17 protein-coding genes are annotated in these 18,210 nt (G+C 64.9%); 12 read left to right on the top strand and 5 right to left on the bottom strand.

The genetic code is table 11. The annotated features are described in order from the left end of the window. Positions 1-29: 29 nt before the first annotated feature. Complete coding sequence (locus tag P1U48_RS04015; RefSeq protein WP_301067466.1) at positions 30-947, bottom strand: LysR family transcriptional regulator; 918 nt, start codon at positions 945-947, stop codon at positions 30-32. 120 nt (positions 948-1,067) lie between these two features. On the opposite strand from P1U48_RS04015, the gene atzF reads away from it, so the two are divergent. From atzF to rplT, 3 genes are all read left to right on the top strand, one after another. After that, positions 1,068-2,867: an allophanate hydrolase gene (gene atzF, locus P1U48_RS04020; RefSeq protein ID WP_301067468.1), complete on the top strand. Its 1,800-nt coding sequence runs from the start codon at positions 1,068-1,070 to the stop codon at positions 2,865-2,867. Positions 2,868-3,069: 202 nt separating this feature from the next. Further along, positions 3,070-3,273: a 50S ribosomal protein L35 gene (gene rpmI / locus P1U48_RS04025; protein WP_301067469.1), complete on the top strand. Its 204-nt coding sequence runs from the start codon at positions 3,070-3,072 to the stop codon at positions 3,271-3,273. A gap of 12 nt (positions 3,274-3,285) precedes the next feature. Then, a complete protein-coding gene (rplT, locus tag P1U48_RS04030; RefSeq protein ID WP_301067471.1) occupies positions 3,286-3,651 on the top strand; it encodes a 50S ribosomal protein L20 in 366 nt (121 codons plus the stop codon). Positions 3,652-3,731: 80 nt separating this feature from the next. On the opposite strand, the gene P1U48_RS04035 is transcribed toward rplT, so the two are convergent. Then, entirely contained in the window at positions 3,732-4,022 is a 291-nt protein-coding gene (locus P1U48_RS04035) for a hypothetical protein (RefSeq protein WP_301067474.1), read from the bottom strand. Between the two features lie 212 nt (positions 4,023-4,234). Here P1U48_RS04035 and pheS point away from each other — a divergent pair, with 212 nt between their 5' ends. The 3 genes from pheS to pheT all read left to right on the top strand — a co-directional run bounded on the left by pheS (position 4,235) and on the right by pheT (position 8,341). After that, complete coding sequence (gene pheS / locus P1U48_RS04040; protein WP_301067477.1) at positions 4,235-5,299, top strand: phenylalanine--tRNA ligase subunit alpha; 1,065 nt, start codon at positions 4,235-4,237, stop codon at positions 5,297-5,299. Between the two features lie 198 nt (positions 5,300-5,497). Beyond that, a complete protein-coding gene (locus tag P1U48_RS04045) occupies positions 5,498-5,920 on the top strand; it encodes an ASCH domain-containing protein (protein ID WP_301067479.1) in 423 nt (140 codons plus the stop codon). Between the two features lie 24 nt (positions 5,921-5,944). Further along, complete coding sequence (pheT, locus tag P1U48_RS04050; protein WP_301067481.1) at positions 5,945-8,341, top strand: phenylalanine--tRNA ligase subunit beta; 2,397 nt, start codon at positions 5,945-5,947, stop codon at positions 8,339-8,341. Between the two features lie 44 nt (positions 8,342-8,385). Here pheT and P1U48_RS04055 read toward each other — a convergent pair whose 3' ends face one another. Beyond that, positions 8,386-9,084: a glutathione S-transferase N-terminal domain-containing protein gene (locus tag P1U48_RS04055; RefSeq protein WP_301067483.1), complete on the bottom strand. Its 699-nt coding sequence runs from the start codon at positions 9,082-9,084 to the stop codon at positions 8,386-8,388. A 141-nt stretch (positions 9,085-9,225) separates the two neighbouring features. Between P1U48_RS04055 and mscL the strand changes: the two genes are divergently transcribed. The 6 genes from mscL to P1U48_RS04085 all read left to right on the top strand — a co-directional run bounded on the left by mscL (position 9,226) and on the right by P1U48_RS04085 (position 15,086). Then, positions 9,226-9,660: a large conductance mechanosensitive channel protein MscL gene (gene mscL, locus P1U48_RS04060; RefSeq protein WP_301067486.1), complete on the top strand. Its 435-nt coding sequence runs from the start codon at positions 9,226-9,228 to the stop codon at positions 9,658-9,660. Between the two features lie 110 nt (positions 9,661-9,770). After that, entirely contained in the window at positions 9,771-10,229 is a 459-nt protein-coding gene (locus tag P1U48_RS04065; protein WP_301067488.1) for an Lrp/AsnC family transcriptional regulator, read from the top strand. A 192-nt stretch (positions 10,230-10,421) separates the two neighbouring features. After that, positions 10,422-12,005, top strand: coding sequence for a GMC family oxidoreductase N-terminal domain-containing protein (locus tag P1U48_RS04070; protein ID WP_301067489.1), 1,584 nt, complete (start codon positions 10,422-10,424; stop codon positions 12,003-12,005). A gap of 1 nt (position 12,006) precedes the next feature. Continuing rightward, positions 12,007-12,555, top strand: a complete 549-nt coding sequence (locus P1U48_RS04075; protein WP_301067492.1) for a flavodoxin family protein — start codon at positions 12,007-12,009, stop codon at positions 12,553-12,555. Positions 12,556-12,724: 169 nt separating this feature from the next. Beyond that, a complete protein-coding gene (locus tag P1U48_RS04080) occupies positions 12,725-13,861 on the top strand; it encodes a zinc-binding dehydrogenase (RefSeq protein ID WP_301067494.1) in 1,137 nt (378 codons plus the stop codon). 55 nt (positions 13,862-13,916) lie between these two features. Then, positions 13,917-15,086 carry an NAD(P)/FAD-dependent oxidoreductase gene (locus tag P1U48_RS04085; protein ID WP_301067496.1) on the top strand — a complete coding sequence of 390 codons (1,170 nt, stop codon included), beginning with the start codon at positions 13,917-13,919 and terminating at the stop codon, positions 15,084-15,086. Here the strand turns inward: P1U48_RS04085 and P1U48_RS04090 are convergent. Beyond that, positions 15,083-17,260 (bottom strand): DEAD/DEAH box helicase, encoded by a 2,178-nt coding sequence (locus tag P1U48_RS04090; protein ID WP_301067499.1) that lies wholly within the window; start codon positions 17,258-17,260, stop codon positions 15,083-15,085. The two genes, P1U48_RS04085 and P1U48_RS04090, sit on opposite strands and share 4 nt — an antisense overlap. A gap of 181 nt (positions 17,261-17,441) precedes the next feature. After that, the gene (locus P1U48_RS04095; protein ID WP_301067502.1) at positions 17,442-18,206 is read right to left on the bottom strand and encodes an enoyl-CoA hydratase/isomerase family protein; all 765 of its coding nucleotides are present in this window, start codon (positions 18,204-18,206) and stop codon (positions 17,442-17,444) included. Positions 18,207-18,210: the final 4 nt, after the last annotated feature.

Here is an 18,210-nt window from a genome sequence, read left to right on the forward strand (position 1 = left end):
TTGCCAAAGCGATGCAAAAAATGCACCACTCAACCTCCGGGAGAATTGGCCTCGCGGAACGGTTCCATCGCCTGCGCCAGCCCCTGGGCAAAGCGGGCCGAGGCGACCGGCAGGGTGCGCCCGCGCATCTGCCCCAGCAGCAGATTGCCCGGGGGCATGTCGCGGGTGGATATCGGGCGCATCACACAGTCGCTGTCCGGTCCGCAGTGCAGGCCAATCGGGATCTGAAAGGCCACCGCGTTTTCGTGGCGCACATAATGACGCATGAACTCAAAGCTGTCGGATTCGGCAATCGGGTTCAGCGGCCGCGATCCCAGCGCCGCGGCGGTGTCCAGCAATGCCCGCACCCCGTATTGCGAGGTCGGCAGCACATGCGGATGGTCCAGGCAGTCGCGCAGCCGCACCACCGGCTTTGCCGCCAACGGATGGTCGCGGCGGATCAGAATGTTGATGATCTGCGGCACCGCCATCAGCACTTCAAAATCGACCAGATGCACCGGCTCGAACACCAGCGCCAGATCGCTGCTGAACTCGGCCAGCTCACGTTCCGCCGCCTCGCGGTCGCGGACCCGCACCGAAAACGACACGCCGGGGTGATTCTGCCGATAGGCGGCGATCTGGGCGGGCAGGAAATAGGGAATCAGCGCCTGCGAACAGGCAACCGAGACATGGCCGCGCCGTTCCCCCGACAAATCGGCGACCTGGCCCTGCACCCGCCGCAGGTCTGAGGCCTGCACGCGGAAATGCTGCATCAGCAATTCACCCGCCGGGTTCAGCCGCACGCCGCGCGGCAGGCGTTCAAAGATCTCATAGCCGAATTCCTCTTCAAAGCGCTGAATCCGCCGGTTCAGCGCCGAGGCGGTGATGTTCATGTCATCCGCGGCCTTGCGGATCGACCCGGCCCGGGCCACGCCTTCGACATAGTGAAAGGTCTGTAAATGTTTCATCCGGCGCCTTGTGCTGCAAAAAATGCATCGGTTTTGTGAATTCTTAGCATTTGAACTCAGCCCTCAAAAAGGGGGAGGTAGCAAACACACCACGCGCATTGCCGCCAAGAAGGTCCAGCTATGTCAAATCTTCCCGAAATCAAGATGACCATCCCCGATCTGCACCGGGCCTATGCCAGCGGAGTGTCACCCGAAGCGGTCATTGCGCAGGTGTTCGCCCGGATCGCGGACATCAACGATCCCGGCATATTCCTGGCGATGCCGAGCGAGGGTGCGGCGCGGGCCGAGGCAGCAGCGTTGGGCGCCTTTGATGCCGCCCGCCCGCTCTGGGGGGTGCCGTTCGCGGTCAAGGACAATATCGATGTCGCCGGGTATGAGACCACCGCGGCTTGCCCCGCTTTCGCCTATACGCCGGTGGAGGATGCCTTTGTCGTTGCTCGGTTGCGTGCCGCCGGGGCGATCTTTGTCGGCAAGACCAATCTCGATCAGTTTGCCACCGGTCTGGTCGGGGTGCGCACGCCCTATGGCGCGCCGCTGAATTCGATTGATCCCGAGATCGTGCCGGGCGGATCCTCGGGCGGGTCCGGGGTGGCGGTGGGTCATGGCATTGTTGCCTTGGCGCTGGGCACCGACACCGCCGGCTCGGGCCGGGTGCCGGCGGCGCTGAACAATATCGTCGGGCTGAAACCGACGCTGGGGGCGCTGTCGGCCAGCGGCGTGGTTCCGGCCTGCCGGTCGATCGAAACCGTGTCGATCTTTGCACTGACCGTCGCCGACGCCCATGCGGCGTTTCAGGCCTGTTGCGCCTATGACCCCGGCGATGCCTTTTGCAAACCCGTGGCAGCGCCGGGGCTGAGCCGCCGCGCCGCGCCGCCGGTGATCGGCATTCCCGATCCGGCCAGCATCCGGTTCCTCGGCGACGCGGTGCAAGAGGCCAGCTTTCAGGCGGCGGTCGATCTGTTGCGCGGGCAGGGCGCCGAGATTCGCGAGATCGATTTCACCCCGCTCTATGCGGTGGCCGAAATGCTCTATGAAGGCGCCTGGGTGGCCGAACGCTATACGGTGATCGCGGATCTGCTGGCCCGTGATCCCGAGGCGATCCTGCCGGTCACCCGGCAGATCATCGGCAAGGCCGAGACGCTGAGCGCGGCGGATGCGTTTCGCGGGCTCTACCGGCTCAAGGATCTGGCCCGTGCCGCCGAACCGGCGCTGGCCGGGCTCGATGCGCTCTGCGTGCCGACGATCCCGACCTTTTACACCGTGGACGATCTGGCGACCGATCCGGTGGGGCCGAATTCCAACTTCGGCACCTATACCAATTTCGTCAATCTGCTGGACATGTGCGGCATCGCGGTGCCGGTCCCGGCCCGCGCCGATGGCCGCCCGGGCAGCGTCACCTTGCTGGCCGCGGCCGGGCAGGACGCAGAGATCGCCAGCATCGCGCTGGGGCTCGAGGCGGCCGGGGCGCGCAACCTGGGCGCCACCGGCTGGCCGTTCACGCCAGCGACGGACCTGCCCGATGCCGCGCCCGAAGGGCTGATTCTGGCGGTTTGCGGCGCGCATATGTCCGGCCTGCCGCTGAACCATCAGCTGACCGAGCGCGGCGGCGCGTTTCTGGGCGCGGCCTGCACCAGCGATGCCTATCGCTTCTACGCGCTGGCCGGTGGCCCGCCTGACCGGCCCGGCCTGGTGCGCGGCACGGCGGGCAGCGGCGCGGAAATCGCGGTTGAGCTTTGGCAGTTGCCGCTGGCCGAGGTCGGCAGTTTTCTGCGCGCCATCCCGGCGCCGTTGGGGCTGGGCAGCATCGCGTTGGCCGATGGCCGGGTGGTGCAGGGGTTCCTGTGTGAATCTGCCGCGGTCGACGCCGCCAGCGACATCACGGCCATAGGCGATTGGCGGCGCTATATCGCCAGGATATAGCGGGCGACCAATCCCCCGGCTTCCTCTGGTCCAAAATATCCCGGGGGTGAGGCCAGAGGCCGAGGGGGCAGCGCCCCCTGGCTGCAGGCAATTACCTGTTGATCCGCCCGCCGCTTCCTCCTATACGGCGCTTTCTATCCGCGCGGCCGGCCCGAAGTGGCATGCCGAGTCGTGCGTTCGACCATCTTTAAAGGAGACGGAAATGCCCAAAATGAAGACGAAATCGAGCGTCAAGAAGCGGTTCAAGGTGACCGCAACTGGACGCATCAAGGTGGCCCAGGCTGGCAAGCGCCACGGGATGATCAAGCGGACGCGGAAATTTATCCGCAATGCCCGCGGCACGACCGTCCTGTCCAAGGCTGATGAACAGATCATCAAGCCGATGATGCCCTACGCGAAGAAGTAAGGAGGACAGGATATGCCCAGAGTCAAAGGTGGCACAGTCACCCACGCCCGTCACAAAAAGGTTCTCGATCAGGCGAAAGGCTATTACGGCCGTCGCAAGAGCACCTTCAAAGTCGCCCGCCAGGCGGTCGACAAGGCCAATCAATACGCGACCCGTGACCGCAAGGTGCGCAAGCGCAATTTCCGCGCCCTTTGGATTCAGCGGATCAATGCCGCGGTGCGCTCGCATGACGAGGCGCTGACCTATTCGCGCTTCATCAACGGGCTGTCGCTGGCCGGGATCGAGGTCGACCGCAAGGTTCTGGCCGATCTCGCCGTGCATGAACCCGAGGCGTTTGGCGTGATCGTCGAACAGGCGAAAGCCGCGCTGCCCGCTTGATTGCAACCGGATTGGTGAAATTGACAGGGCCGCCCGGCAGGGTGGCCCTTTTCGTTTGGAGTGAGGCCAGAGATCAGATGTCAGTTTCTGAGCGATCCGGGGCAGCGCCGATGCGCCGGTTCTTGTCCGATGTGATAGGGGTTGAGGATCAGGTGCCAGGTCGGCGCATAGCCCGGCGCCTGGGCGCGGCGATAGGAACAGCCGTCGGCGGTGGTGAAATAGGGCCGCTGGTCGCTGTCGGGCGGCGGCGTGTAATCCGACTTGCCTTGCATCGAGACCGCCTCGACGATCGGCTCGGCCTCGGCGGTTGGGCCAAGGCAGAGCAGGGTGGTGGCCACCACGGCGGCCAGTTTGGTGAGATGGTGCAACATTTCGGATGTCGTCCTTTGCTTACGAGATTTCTTGGCGCTGGATTGGCGCGCTACCGGGCCATTATCGCCGCCGGACAGGGCATGGCTAGGTCGGAAAAATGACCGGATCAGGGCGAACGACTAGAATTTTACCAAGCGCGCGGCGGGGCCACAGTCTTGCACCATTGCGCCGTGGCGAGTAGCACGGGCCGCGAAGGCATCAGGAGGATCGGATGGACGATCTGAAGGCAAAATGGCTGCAGTTGATCGGCGCGGCGGGCGATGAGTCCGCGCTTGAGGATCTGCGGGTGCAGGCGGTCGGCAAAAAGGGCGAGGTCAGCCTGAAAATGCGCGAACTGGGCAAGATGACGCCCGAAGAGCGCCAGATCGCAGGACCGGCGCTGAACGCGCTGAAGGACGAGATCAACGCGGCGCTGGCGGCGAAGAAGGCGGCGCTGGGCGATGCGGCGCTGGACGAACGGCTGCGCAGCGAATGGCTGGATGTGACGCTGCCGGGCCGGACCCGGCGGGCGGGCACGATCCACCCGGTCAGCCAGGTCTGGGAAGAATGCACCGCGATCTTTGCCGATATGGGCTTTGCCGTGGCCGAGGGGCCGCAGGTCGAGGATGATTGGTATAATTTCGACGCCCTGAATATCCCCAGCCACCACCCGGCCCGGGCCGAGATGGACACGTTTTACATGCACCGTGCAGCGGGCGATAATCGCCCGCCGCATGTGCTGCGCACCCACACCAGCCCGGTGCAGATTCGCAGCATGCAGGCAGAGGGCGCGCCGATCCGCACGATCTCTCCGGGCCGGGTCTATCGCGCCGATTACGACCAGACCCATACCCCGATGTTCCATCAGGTCGAGGGGCTGGCGATTGACCGCGACATCAGCATGGCCAACCTGAAATGGTGTCTCGAAGAGTTCTTCAGCGCCTATTTCGGCACTGCGGTGAAGACCCGGTTCCGGGCCAGCCATTTCCCCTTTACCGAACCTTCGGCCGAGGTCGATATTCAGTGCGCCTGGGAAGGCGGCACGGTGAAGGTCGGCGAGGGCGACGATTGGCTGGAAGTGCTGGGGTCCGGCATGGTGCATCCCAAGGTGCTGCAGGCTGGCGGGATTGATCCGGCGGCTTGGCAGGGCTTTGCCTTTGGCATGGGGATCGACCGGATCGCGATGCTGAAATACGGCATCCCCGATCTGCGGGCGTTCTTTGATTCAGACCTGCGCTGGCTGCGCCACTATGGGTTCTCGGCACTCCAGGTGCCGACGCTCAGGGGCGGGGTCTGAGGTGGCAATCCGGTTCGCATCAATAGGGCAGTCCCCGATTGCGGGTGCGGGCAAAGCCCCCGCCCGGGGGGCGGTCGGGGGCTGCCCGTGCAAGGCACGGGCGGGTCGTGCAACGCGGGACGGCGCAGGAAAAAGCTATGCGCATAGCGTTTTCTTCGGCGGTGGCGAATACGCGGCGGCGGCTCTGGGTGGCGTGCAATGACTGACGACATGGAAGACCTGCAAGTGACCTACCCCGGCGCGGGCACCTTTCGCTTTGGCGACAACGCCACGCTTTGTGCCGAGCTGCTGACGCTGGTGCGCAGCGGCGCGAAAACCGCGACCTGTGAGGCGGCGTCAGTCTTTGCCGACGAGCCTGAGGCGCTGCCCAAGGTCGGGCGCTGCGATATCGCTGCCAATTGGGACGGCACCCCGGCGCTTGTCATTCGGACGACGTCGGTGGAGCGCGTGCGCTTTGGTGATGTGACCGAGGCGATGGCGCTGGCCGAGGGCGAGAACACCTCGCTCGCCGGATGGCGCCGGGATCATGAAGCCTATTTCACCCGTACCTCAGGCTTTTCGCCGGACATGGAGCTGGTGTTCGAACATTTCGAGCTGGTTGAGGATTTGGCAGATCGCTGAGGCGGCGCCGAGGAAGGACACGACATGAAATTCACCCTCTCCTGGTTGAAAGACCATCTGGAAACCGAGGCCAGCCTCGACGAGATCCTGGAGACCCTGACCGATATCGGGCTCGAGGTCGAAGGGGTGGAAAACCCCGCCGCCAAGCTGGCCGGGTTCACTCTGGCCAAGGTGAAAACCGCCGAACAGCATCCCGATGCCGACCGGTTGCGGGTCTGCATGGTGGAAACCGACGAGGGCGACAAACAGATCGTTTGTGGCGCCCCGAATGCCCGCGCCGGGATCACCGTGGTGCTGTGCAAGCCCGGCGATTACGTGCCGGGCATCGATGTGACCCTGTCGGTGGGCAATATACGCGGTGTCGAAAGCCATGGGATGATGGCCTCGGAACGTGAGCTGGAACTCAGCGACGAACACAATGGCATCATCGAACTGCCCTCGGGCGAGGTCGGGCAGAGCTTCACTGATTGGTTGGCCGAGAATGATCCGGCCAAGGTCGATCCGGTGATCGAAATCGCGATCACCCCGAACCGCCCCGATGCGCTGGGCGTGCGCGGTGTGGCGCGGGATCTGGCGGCGCGCGGGCTGGGCAGGTTGAAACCGGCGAAAACGGTCGAGATCAGCGGCCAGTTCCCCTGTCCGATCGACGTCAGCATCGACAAGGACGCCACCGAGGGCTGTCATGTCTTTGCCGGGCGTCTGGTGCGCGGCGTCAAGAACGGGCCAAGCCCGGACTGGCTGCAAACCCGGCTGCGGGCGATCGGGCTGCGCCCGATCTCGGCGCTGGTCGATGTCACCAATTTCTTCACCTACGACCAGAACCGCCCGCTGCATGTGTTTGACGCGGGCAAGGTCACCGGCGCGCTGCGGATCCATCAGGCCAAGGGCGGCGAAGCCTTCCTGGGGCTGGACGAAAAGGAATACGCGCTGCCTGAGGCGGCGCTGGTGATCTCCGACGACAAGGGCGTCGAAAGCATCGGCGGCATCATGGGCGGGCTCGACACCGGCTGCACCGAGGAAACCACCGATGTGTTCATCGAGGCGGCGTTCTGGGATTTCATCCAGATCGCCCATGCCGGTCGGGCGCTGAAGATCAATTCCGACGCGCGCTACCGCAATGAACGCGGCATTGATCCCGGATTCAACATGGCCGGGCTCGACCTGGCGACGCAGATGGTGATCGACCTCTGCGGCGGCGTGCCCTCTGAAATGGTGGTTGCCGGTGCGGTGCCGGATGTGTCGCGCGCCTATCGGCTCGACACCGCGCGCTGTTCGTCGCTGGTCGGTATGGATATCCCGGCGGAAGAGCAACGCGCGACGCTGGAACGGCTGGGCTTTGTCATGGACGGCGACATGGCGCAGGTGCCGTCCTGGCGCCCGGATGTGCTGGGCGAGGCCGACCTGGTCGAAGAGGTGGCGCGGATGGCCTCGCTCACCCAGCTTGAGCCGAAACCACTGCCGCGCAGCCAGCCGGGGGTGCCGAAACCGATCCTGACGCCGTTGCAAAAGCGCGAACAGGTGGCGCGGCGCACGGCGGCGGCGCTGGGTTACAATGAATGCGTGACCTATTCCTTCATCGATCAGGCCGCGGCGGCGCTGTTTGGCGGTGGCGATGATGCGACGATGCTGGCCAACCCGATCAGCGCCGAGATGAGCCATCTGCGCCCGGATCTGCTGCCCGGCCTGTTGCGGGCGGCGGCGCGCAATCAGGCGCGCGGCATGTCCGATCTGGCCCTGTTCGAGGTCGGCGCGGCCTGGCACGGTGGCGAACCGGGCGACCAGAAGCTGCTGGTCGCGGGCCTGCTGGTCGGACGCACTGGTCCCAAGGACGTGCATGGCGCCTCGCGGTCGGTGGATCTCTACGACGCCAAGGCGGATGCCGAGGCGATCCTGGCGGCCATCGGGGCCCCGGCCAAGGTGCAGATCCTGCGCGACGGTCCGGGGTGGTGGCATCCCGGTCGGCACGGGCGGTTCTGTCTGGGCCCGAAAAAGATGCTGGGCATCTTTGGCGAGGTGCATCCGAAAATCCTGGCGGAAATGGATGTGAAGGGGCCGGCGGTGGCCTTTACCATCTGGCCCGAAGAGGTGCCGCTGCCCCGCGCCGCCTCGGTCACCCGTGGCGCGATGCAGGTGTCGGATCTGCAAGCTGTGGAACGCGATTTCGCCTTTGTGGTGGCGGCGGATGTCGCGGCGCTGGACCTGGTCAATGCGGCCGCCGGCGCCGACAAGGCGCTGATCACCGATGTGCGCGTGTTTGACGAATTCATCGGCGGGTCGCTGGGGGAGGGGCAGAAATCCCTGGCCATCACGGTGCGCATCGAACCGCGCACCGCCACCCTGAAAGAGGCCGAGATCGAGGCGCTGTCAGCCAAGATCGTCGACAAGGTCGGCAGGGCCACCGGCGGCGTGCTGCGCGGCTGACATCTTGCCCGGCCACAGGGCCGGGCAAGTGAATCCGGTTCGGATCAGCTGCCGGGACGCGGCGGGATATTCGATCCCTTTTGCGCCGCCGGGCGCTGCATGAAGCGATCAACATAGGGCTGCAGATTGGCAAAATCCGCCCAGCCGACCGTGTCCTTGGCCTCGTATAAATCGAGCGCCTGCAGCCAGGGCACGATGGCGATATCGGCGACCGAATAGTCCCCGGCAACCCAATCGCGGCCCTGCAACGCCTGGTTCAACACGTTCAGCAGGCGGCTGGTTTCGCCGATATAGCGGTCACGCGGGCGCGGATCCTCGATCTCCTTGCCTGCGAACTTGTAAAAGAACCCAAGCTGCCCCAGCATCGGACCCAGCCCGCCCATCTGCCACATCAGCCATTTCACCGCCTCATGTTTGGCGGCGCCAGCGGGCAGGAGCTTGCCCGTCTTTTCAGCCAGATAGAGCAGGATTGCGCCGCTTTCGAACAGCCCGATCGGGGTGCCATCGGGGCCGTTGGGATCAAGGATCGCGGGGATCTTGTTGTTCGGCGATAGCGACAGGAATTCCGGGCTGCGCACATTGTCATCGCTGAGCAGGACCAGATGCGCCTCATAGGGCAATCCGATCTCTTCCAGTGCGATCGACACCTTCTTGCCGTTCGGGGTGGGGAAGGAATACAGCTGCAGCACATTCGGATCCTGTGCTGGCCAGCGGTCGTTGATTTTCATGTCGGTGATCGACATCGGCAACCTCATTTTGTGGGGGGGGGTGGCGCAAGGTAAGCCTTTGCCAGGCAAGATTACAGTATTTGGGCTGTGCGCAAAAATGCTATTCATTGTGCATTGTCGGATAAGGCAACGCGCCAAGAAACACTGGAGTGGGACATGTTGAAAGAATTTAAGGACTTTATCGCCAAGGGCAATGTCATGGACATGGCTGTGGGGATCATCATCGGTGCGGCATTTACCGCAATTGTGAAATCCATGGTCGATGACCTGATCAACCCGATCATCGGCCTGTTCATGGGCGGTGTCGATTTTACCAATAAATTCATCGTTCTGTCGGGTGACGACACCTATGCCAGCCTGACCGAGGCGCGTGAGGCCGGCGCGGCGGCGTTTGCCTATGGTGCCTTCCTGATGGCCGTGATCAATTTCCTGATCATCGCTTTCGTCGTCTTCATGCTGGTCCGCTTTGTGAACAAGGCCAAGGACGCCGCCAGCAAGCAAGAAGAGGCCGCACCGGCAGCGGCCCCGGCCGGGCCGTCGGAGCTCGACGTTCTGCTGGAAATCCGCGATTCGCTGAAAGCGGCCAGCTGAATCTGGTTTGTGCGATAAATCCGGGTTAGGCGGGGAAATCTCTCGCCTTTCCTGCCCCTGGCCGAATATCCTTCGATGCGACTCAGCTTTCTGCGCAGGATATTCGTGCCATGGCCCTCGATTCAATTGATTGCGCAATCCTCAGGGTGCTGCAGCGGCAGGGCCGGATTTCGAATGCCGATCTCTCGGACAAGGTGAACCTGTCGCAATCGGCCTGTCACCGGCGGGTGCAACGGCTGGAGGCGTCGGGCTATGTGCGCGACTATGTGGCGCTGCTGGACGCGCGCAAGCTGGGGGTGTCGACCACGGTGTTCGTCGAGATCACCCTGCAGGGCCAGTCGGATGAGACGCTGGAGGCGTTTGAGACCGCGGTGGCGCGGATCCCGGATGTGCTGGAATGTCACCTGATGGCCGGAACCGCGGATTACCTGCTGAAGGTGGTGGCGGAAAACACCGAGGATTTCGCCCGCATTCACCGCCAACACCTGACCCGGCTGCCGGGGGTGGCGCAGATGCAATCGAGCTTTGCCCTCAGGACGGTGTTCAAGACCACGGCGCTGCCGGTCTGAGCGCCCCTCACCCTGGCCCTCTCCCCCGGGGGGAGAGGGAAGGCGCGCAGTTCGGTCGATTGTGCGCCAAATGCCGCCCCGCGATTTCCCTCTCCCTCGAAGGGAGAGGGCCAGGGTGAGGGTGAAGGCAGGGATGTCTTGCCGTGGACATTGCCGCCCGGCATCCGCAAAGATACCGCCGGGAGAGAGCGCATGATCTGGGATTACATCATCGTTGGCGCTGGCAGCGCCGGTTGCGTGCTGGCCAAGCGGCTGGGCGAGGCCGGGCATCGGGTGTTGCTGCTGGAGGCCGGGGGCAAGGACAATTACCATTGGGTGCATATCCCGATGGGCTATCTCTATTGTATCGGCAATCCGCGCACCGACTGGATGTTCAAGACCGCACCCGAAGCCGGGCTGAACGGGCGCAGCCTGCTCTACCCGCGTGGCAAGTTGCTGGGTGGCTGTTCTTCGATCAACGGCATGCTTTACCTGCGCGGTCAGGCGGCGGATTACGACGGCTGGCGACAGATGGGGCTGACCGGCTGGGGGTGGGACGACGTGCTGCCCTATTTCATGAAATCCGAGGATTACGTCGAGGGCGCCTCAGAACATCACGGCGAAGGCGGTGAATGGCGGGTGGAAAACCAGCGTCTGCATTGGCAGCTGCTGGACGATTGGATCGAGGCGGCCGAAGCAGCGGGGATCCCCAGGACCGACGATTTCAACACCGGCGACAATGACGGGGTCGGCTATTTCCGGGTGAACCAACGCTCGGGCTGGCGGATGAACACCGCCAAGGCCTTTGTGCGCAGCGCCCAAGCGCCGGGGCTGAAGGTGGAAACCGGCGCCCATACCCGCCGGGTGCTGATCGAGGACGGGCGCGCGGTCGGGGTCGAATATCTGCGCGACGGCCAGCTGGTCAGTGCCAGGGCCAGCCGCGAGGTGATCCTGTCGGCCGGGGCGATTGGCAGCCCGCATATCCTGCAACTCTCCGGGTTCGGCCCGGCGGCGATGCTGGCCGCCAAGGGAATCGAAGTGATCCGCGATATCCCCGGCATCGGCCAGAACCTCCAGGATCATCTGCAACTGCGCTGTTCCTGGCGGCTGACCGGGGCCAAGACGCTGAACACCCTGGCAAATTCGGCCTGGGGCAAGGCGCTGATCGGGCTGGATTACGCGATCCGCCGCCGTGGTCCGATGACCATGGCGCCATCTCAGCTTGGCGCCTTCACCCGGTCGCGGCCCGATCTGGCGACGCCGGATCTGGAATATCACGTGCAGCCGCTGTCGCTCGAGGCCTTTGGCCAGCCATTGCACAGCTACCCGGCGATCACGGCCTCGGTCTGCAACCTGCGCCCGGAAAGCCGTGGCAGCGTCAGCCTGGCCTCGCCCGATCCGATGCAGGCGCCGGTGATCGCGCCGAACTACCTGGCGACCGAGGGCGATCGCAGGGTGGCGATCGACGCGATCCGGCTGACCCGGCGGATCATGACGCAACCGGCGCTGGCGCGCTACCGCCCCGAAGAGGTGAAGCCCGGCGCCGCCTATGACAGCGACGCGGATCTGGCCCGCGCGGCGGGCGAGATTGGCACCACGATCTTTCACCCGGTCGCCACAGTGCGGATGGGCGGCGATGACGCGCCGCTGGACGGGGCGCTGCGGCTGCGCGGCATTGGCGGCTTGCGGGTGGTTGATGCCAGTGTCATGCCGACAATCACCAGCGGCAACACCAATGCCCCCACCATCATGATCGCCGAGAAAGCCGCCGACATGATCCTGAAAGAAAGGGCCTGACATGGCCAAACTCGCCATCGCCTATTGGTCTGGCAGCGGCTCGATCTCGCTGGCCGCGCAGGTGATTGCCGACAGCGCCCGCGGCGCGGGCGTCGAGGTGGCGATGATCGATGTCTCGGATATGCGCCCGGCGGATTGGCAAGTGCTGGCCGATGCCTCGGGGATATTGTTCGGCACCCCGACCTATATGGGCGGCCCGGCGGCGGGGTTCAAAACCTTTATGGATGCCACCGGATCGGACATCTGGGTCGGCCGTCACTGGCTCGACAAGCTGGCCGGAGGCTTTACCGGCGGGGTGAATACCGGCGGTGACAAGCTGGCGACGCTGAGCTCTCTTGCGATCTTTGCCGCCCAGCACGGGATGATCTGGGTCGGTCAGGATCTGATCGGCGCGCCGGTGGTCGAGGGCAATGCCGGGCTGAATGTCTCGGGCACCTTTCTGGGGCTGGCGGTGAATTCCGACGGCGAGGGCGGGTTGACGGCGGGCTGCGAAAGCTCGGCCCGCCATTACGGCGAACGCATGGCGCTGATGTTGGCACGGTTGGGCTGATGCGGCGAGTGTGACCCGGCCAGATGACGCGGCCAGTCTGATGCGGCCAGTCTGATCCGGGCAGCCTGCCAAAACGATGTCATCTGTCGAAGGGGTTTGCCGTAGCCGGAATTGGACGCTAGCTTTCTGCAAAGCCACTTTTGCCAATTGCAATCAAAGGATCTCCCGGATGAAGTCGAAGGCCGCCGTTCTGCGTGAATTGTCCCGCCCCGCACCCTATGCCGACAGCCTGCCGCTCAGCATCGAAGAGGTCACCCTGCTGCCGCCGGCGGCCACCGATGTGGTGGTCAAGGTCGCGGGCGCCGGGCTCTGCCATTCGGACCTGTCGGTGATCAACGGCTCGCGCGGCACTGCGCTGCCGATGCTGATGGGTCATGAGGGCGCCGGCGAGGTGGTCGAAATCGGATCGGCGATCACCGATATCAAGGTCGGCGACCCGGTGGTGTTCCAGTTCTCGGTGTCCTGCGGGCGCTGCATCAATTGCCTGGCCGGACGGCCCAATATCTGCTCGGTGGCGCCGACAGCCCGCGCCAAGGGAGAGCTGATCTCTGGCGGCTCGCGGATCCGCGACGCATCGGGCGAGGTGGTGCGCCACCATGCGGGCGTGTCCTGTTTCGCGGAATATGCGGTGATGAACCGGGGCAGCGTGGTCGTGATCGACGAGTCCATCGCGCCCGAGGACGCGGCGATCTTTGGCTGCGCGGTGATGACCGGGGTTGGTGCGCTGATCAACACTGCCCGCATCGTGCCGGGGCAGAGCGTGGCGATCTTTGGCATGGGCGGCGTCGGTCTCTGCGGGTTGCTCGGGGCCAAGGTGGCGGGCGCGGGCACGATCATCGCGGTCGATCTGGATGACCGGAAACTGGAAAAGGCGATGCAGATGGGGGCCACCCACAGCTTCAACGCCAATGACCCTGAATTGACCGCGAAGGTGATGGAACTGACCCATGGCGGCGTCGATGTCGCGGTCGAACTGGCCGGGGCGGTGGCAGCGATGGAAGCCGCCTATGCGATCACCGTCCGGGGGGGCGAGCTGGTGACCGCTGGCCTGTCACCGATCGGGGCCAAGTTCGGATTCGAACACGGCGATCTGGTGTCGAATGAGAAAAGCATCATCGGCAGCTATATGGGCTCCTGCGTGCCGGTGCGCGACATCCCCAAATTCCTCAGGATGTATCGCAGCGGGGTGCTGCCGGTGGATCAGCTGATCGACGGCAAGATCGGCTTTGACGAGATCAACGCCGGGTTTGACCGGCTGGCCAGTGGCGGCGCATTGCGGCAAATCCTGGTGCCGCGTCTGGGCTGACCCGGCGCTGCGCGCGGCGCTTTCCACCCGGCGGGCTTGGCACTAGAACGCCCTGATGGAATATGACGCGATCATCCTTGGGGCGGGCGGTGCGGGGCTGATGGCCGCCGCCACCGCCGGGCAGGCCGGGGCCCGGGTGCTGGTGCTGGATCATGCCGACAAGCCGGGCAAGAAAATCCTGATCTCGGGCGGTGGGCGCTGCAATTTCACCAACACCGGGGCCGAAGCGCGGTGTTTTCTGTCCGAAAACCCGCATTTCGTCAAATCAGCGCTCAGCCGCTACAGCCAATGGGATTTCCTGGCGCTGGTCGAGCGGCACAAGATCGCCTGGCATGAAAAGACCCTCGGGCAATTGTTCTGTGATGACTCCGCCCGGCAGATCCTGGCGATGCTGTTGGCGGAATGCACCAGGGGCGGGGTCGAGATTCGGTTGTCGGCGCAGATAGGCGAGGTTCGCCATGCCGATGGCCGGTTTCACGTTGGTGGCGCGGTGGCGCGGCAGCTGGTGATTGCCACCGGCGGGCCGTCGATCCCGAAAATGGGCGCCAGCGGCAAGGCCTATGAGATCGCCCGGCAATTCGGCCTGAACGTCATCCCGCCGCGCCCGGCGCTGGTGCCGTTCACCCTGGGCGAGGCGGATATGCTGTTTCGCACCATTTCCGGCGTCGCCTGTCCGGCGGTGGCGCGGGTTGGCGCTGTCAGCTTTGAAGAGGCGGTGTTGTTCACCCATCGCGGGCTGTCCGGCCCGGCGATCCTGCAAATATCCTCCTACTGGTCACCCGGTGAGGCGATTTCCCTGTCGGTCCTGCCCGGCGCGGCGGACAAGCTGAAGGCGGCGAAACGGGCGATGCCGCGCGCGCATCTCAAGGCGGCCTTGGCCGAACATCTGGCCAACCGGCTGGCCGAGGCGCTGGCGACAAGGATCGCCATCCCCACCGAACTGGGCAATGTCCCGGATGCTGAACTGGAACGGGCGGCGGATATTCTGAGTAACCTGACCTTTCGCCCCAGCGGCACCGAAGGCTATGCCAAGGCAGAGGTCACGGCGGGCGGCATCGACACCGCCGCGCTGTCGTCCAAGACGATGGCCGCGCAGGCCGTGCCGGGCCTCTATGCGATTGGCGAGGCGGTGGATGTCACCGGCTGGCTCGGCGGCTACAATTTCCAGTGGGCCTGGTCCTCTGGCGTCGCGGCCGGACAGGCGATTGCAGCGTCGCGCGGCTAGGGTTTGTTCCGTTTCGGCACGTCATGTCCACCGTCGCGACGTTTGCCGCCCGCCCGGTCTGCGGGCTTGGCTTTGGCCGCGCCGCGGGGCGGTTTGAAGCGTTTCGAGGTGTCCGAGGCCGCCGGCTTGGGCTTGCCGCCGCCGAATTTGCCGGAACCGCCGGGTTTGCCCGCCGGGCCGCCCGGTTTGCCCTTGTAGCCAGAGCCACTTTTTGCGGCGCCGGCTGCGGGTTTTGCCCGATCCTGGCCCCAGACCCGTGCCGGGCTCTTGCGCTCGCTGCCTGTGTCTTTGGCGTGGCTATACGGGCGATCGCCTTTGGCTTTGCGCGGCGCGCTGGTGGCGGGATCGCCATCGCGGGGCGGATGGCTTTTCTTTGGTGCGTCATGCTTGGCCGGACGCGACTCATAGGCCTCACGCTTGGGCGCGGCCCTTGCCGGTTTCTGCGGTGCGCCCGGGTGCGCGGCATATTTTGCGCCCGCCCCGGCATGCGGGGCAGGTGCCGCGGCTTGCGGCGTGGGCGCAGGTCTTGGCGCGGCGGGTTTGCGCGGCGCGCTGGGGCGCGGCTTGGCGGCGGGGGGGCTGTCGGAATGGCGTGCGAAATCAGGGGTGCCTTCGATCCGGCGGATGGTCACGCCATCTTCAAGCTTGCCGTCACTGCCAATGGCTTTCAGGAATCCGGGCAGGCTCGACTCTGTCAGTTCGACAAAGGACTCGGTCGGCTGGATCCGGATCGCGCCGATCGAATCCTTTTCGATATTCCCGGCGCGGCAAAGCAGCGGCAGCAGCCAGCGCGGTTCGGCCCGGTCGTTGCGGCCCACCGACAGGGCGAACCAGACGCTGGGGCCAAAAGGCTTGCGCTCGCGCGGGGCGGCGGCAGCCGTTGGCGAGGCCAGATCTTCGGGCGCCGAATGACCGGCGCGGTAGAGGCGCAGATAGGCGGCGGCAATGGCCTGCGGCGGATGCATCTCCAGCAGCTTGGCGGCAAAGGCGTCTTCTTCTTCGCTGGCTGCTTCGGTCCAGACCGGATCGGCGAGCAGCCGTTCCTCGTCGCGGCGCAGGATCTCATCCGCGCCCGGCGCGGTTGTCCATTCGGCGGTGATCTTGGCGGTCTTCAGCAACCGGTCGGCGCGTTTCATCATCTTCGGCGGCACGATCAGCGCCGAAATCCCCTTGCGGCCAGCGCGCCCGGTGCGCCCCGAGCGGTGCAACAGCCCTTCGGCATTGGTCGGCAATTCGGCATGCACCACCAGATCGAGATTCGGCAGGTCGATGCCGCGAGCGGCGACATCGGTGGCGACACAGACCCGGGCCCGCCCGTCGCGCATCGCCTGCAGCGCATGGCTGCGTTCGGTCTGGCTCAGCTCGCCGGACAGGCAGACCACGGCAAAGCCGCGATTGGCGAACCGCGCCATCAGCCGGTTCACCGCGGCGCGGGTGTTGGCAAAGACGATGGCGTTTTCGGAATCGTGATAGCGCAGCACATTGATGATCGCGTTTTCCGCGTCCGCCTGCGCCACCTGCAGCGCCTGATAGGCGATGTCGGCATGCTGGCTGCGGTCGGACAGGGTGGTGACCCGCACCGCGTCGCGCTGATAATGCTGCGCCAGGGTGGCGATGGATTTCGGCACCGTGGCGGAAAACATCAAGGTGCGCCGCTCGGCGGGCGCTTCGCCCAGCATGAATTCCAGGTCTTCGCGAAAGCCGAGGTCCAGCATCTCGTCCGCCTCGTCCAGAACCACCGCCCGAATGCTGGTGAGGTCGAGCGATCCGCGCTGGATATGGTCGCGCAGACGGCCCGGCGTGCCGACGACGATATGCGCACCCCGGTCCAGCGCGCGGCGTTCGTCGCGCATGTCCATGCCGCCGACGCAGGTGGCGACGCGGGCCCCGGCCTTGGCGAACAGCCAGCCGAGTTCGCGGCTGACCTGAAATGCCAGCTCGCGGGTCGGTGCAATGATCAGCGCCAATGGTGCGGCGGCGGCGGGCAGCCGTTCCTCGGCGCCCATCAGCGTCGGCCCGATCGCCAGGCCAAAGCCCACGGTCTTGCCGGATCCGGTCTGCGCGGACACCAACAGATCGGCATCCTGCAACTCGGCTGTGGTCACCGCCTCTTGCACCGGGGTCAAAGTGTCATATCCGCGCTCGGCGAGCGCATCGGACAGGGTTTGGATCATCTGGAAACCGATCTGGCGAGTCTACACAAGGCCGCAAAAGGCGGCGCTTGGGGTGGCAGGAAAGCAAAGACATCCCGTAACCCGGACCGTCGACGATGTATACCACCGACTTCGCGTTACGGGTTGTCGCAGATCAAATCGGCGCCAGATTGGGGTGGGCGGGGGCAATGCCCCCGCGCATTTATTCGTCCTTGAACACCGGCTGGCGTTTTTCCAGCCGTGCGGTCCGCGCCTCGACGGCGTTTTCGGTCCGGCCCAGCTCAAGGGTATATTTCTGTTCAAAGATATAGCCGTCACGCGGCGACATCAGTTCGACCAGATTGGCCGAGCGTTTGGCGATTTTCATGCCGGTCGGGTTCTTTGAAGCGATGTCATGCGCCATCGCCATCACCGTCGGCATCAAATCCTCGTCATCCAGTGCCGCTTCGATCACGCCAAGGCGATAAAGCTCTTCTGCATCGAAGTTTTCGCCGGTGAACATCATCCGCCGCATCCGCGAACGGCCGAAATGCTGCATCAGCAACGAGGCGCCACCGGCCAGGCCGACGTTGATTTCGGGCATCCCGAACACCGCCTTTTTCGACGCGAACACGATATCGCAGGCCATCGCCAGCCCGAACCCGGCCCCGAGGGCCGCGCCCTGGACCGCGCAGATCACCGGCTTGTCATTGTCGCGGATCGGCAGCGAGGTTTCGCGCACGATCCGGCTGTGCAGCGGGCCATCGCCGGGCTTGCTGGTGTCGGGCCGGTCTTTCAAATCGGCCCCGGCGCAGAACACATGGCCGTCGGCGTTCAGAACCGCACAGCGCACATCCGGGCGCTCGTTGATTTCGTCGAATGCCTCGGTCAGCTCAAACCGCATCGCCCGGCTCAGGGCGTTGACCTTGGGCTTGGCCAGGGTGACCACGGCCACATAATCCTTAACATCGTAACGGATATTTTCCATTGCG

Origin of the sequence: Pseudooceanicola sp. (genome assembly GCF_029213205.1) — a bacterium.
Classification (GTDB): domain Bacteria; phylum Pseudomonadota; class Alphaproteobacteria; order Rhodobacterales; family Rhodobacteraceae; genus Pseudooceanicola.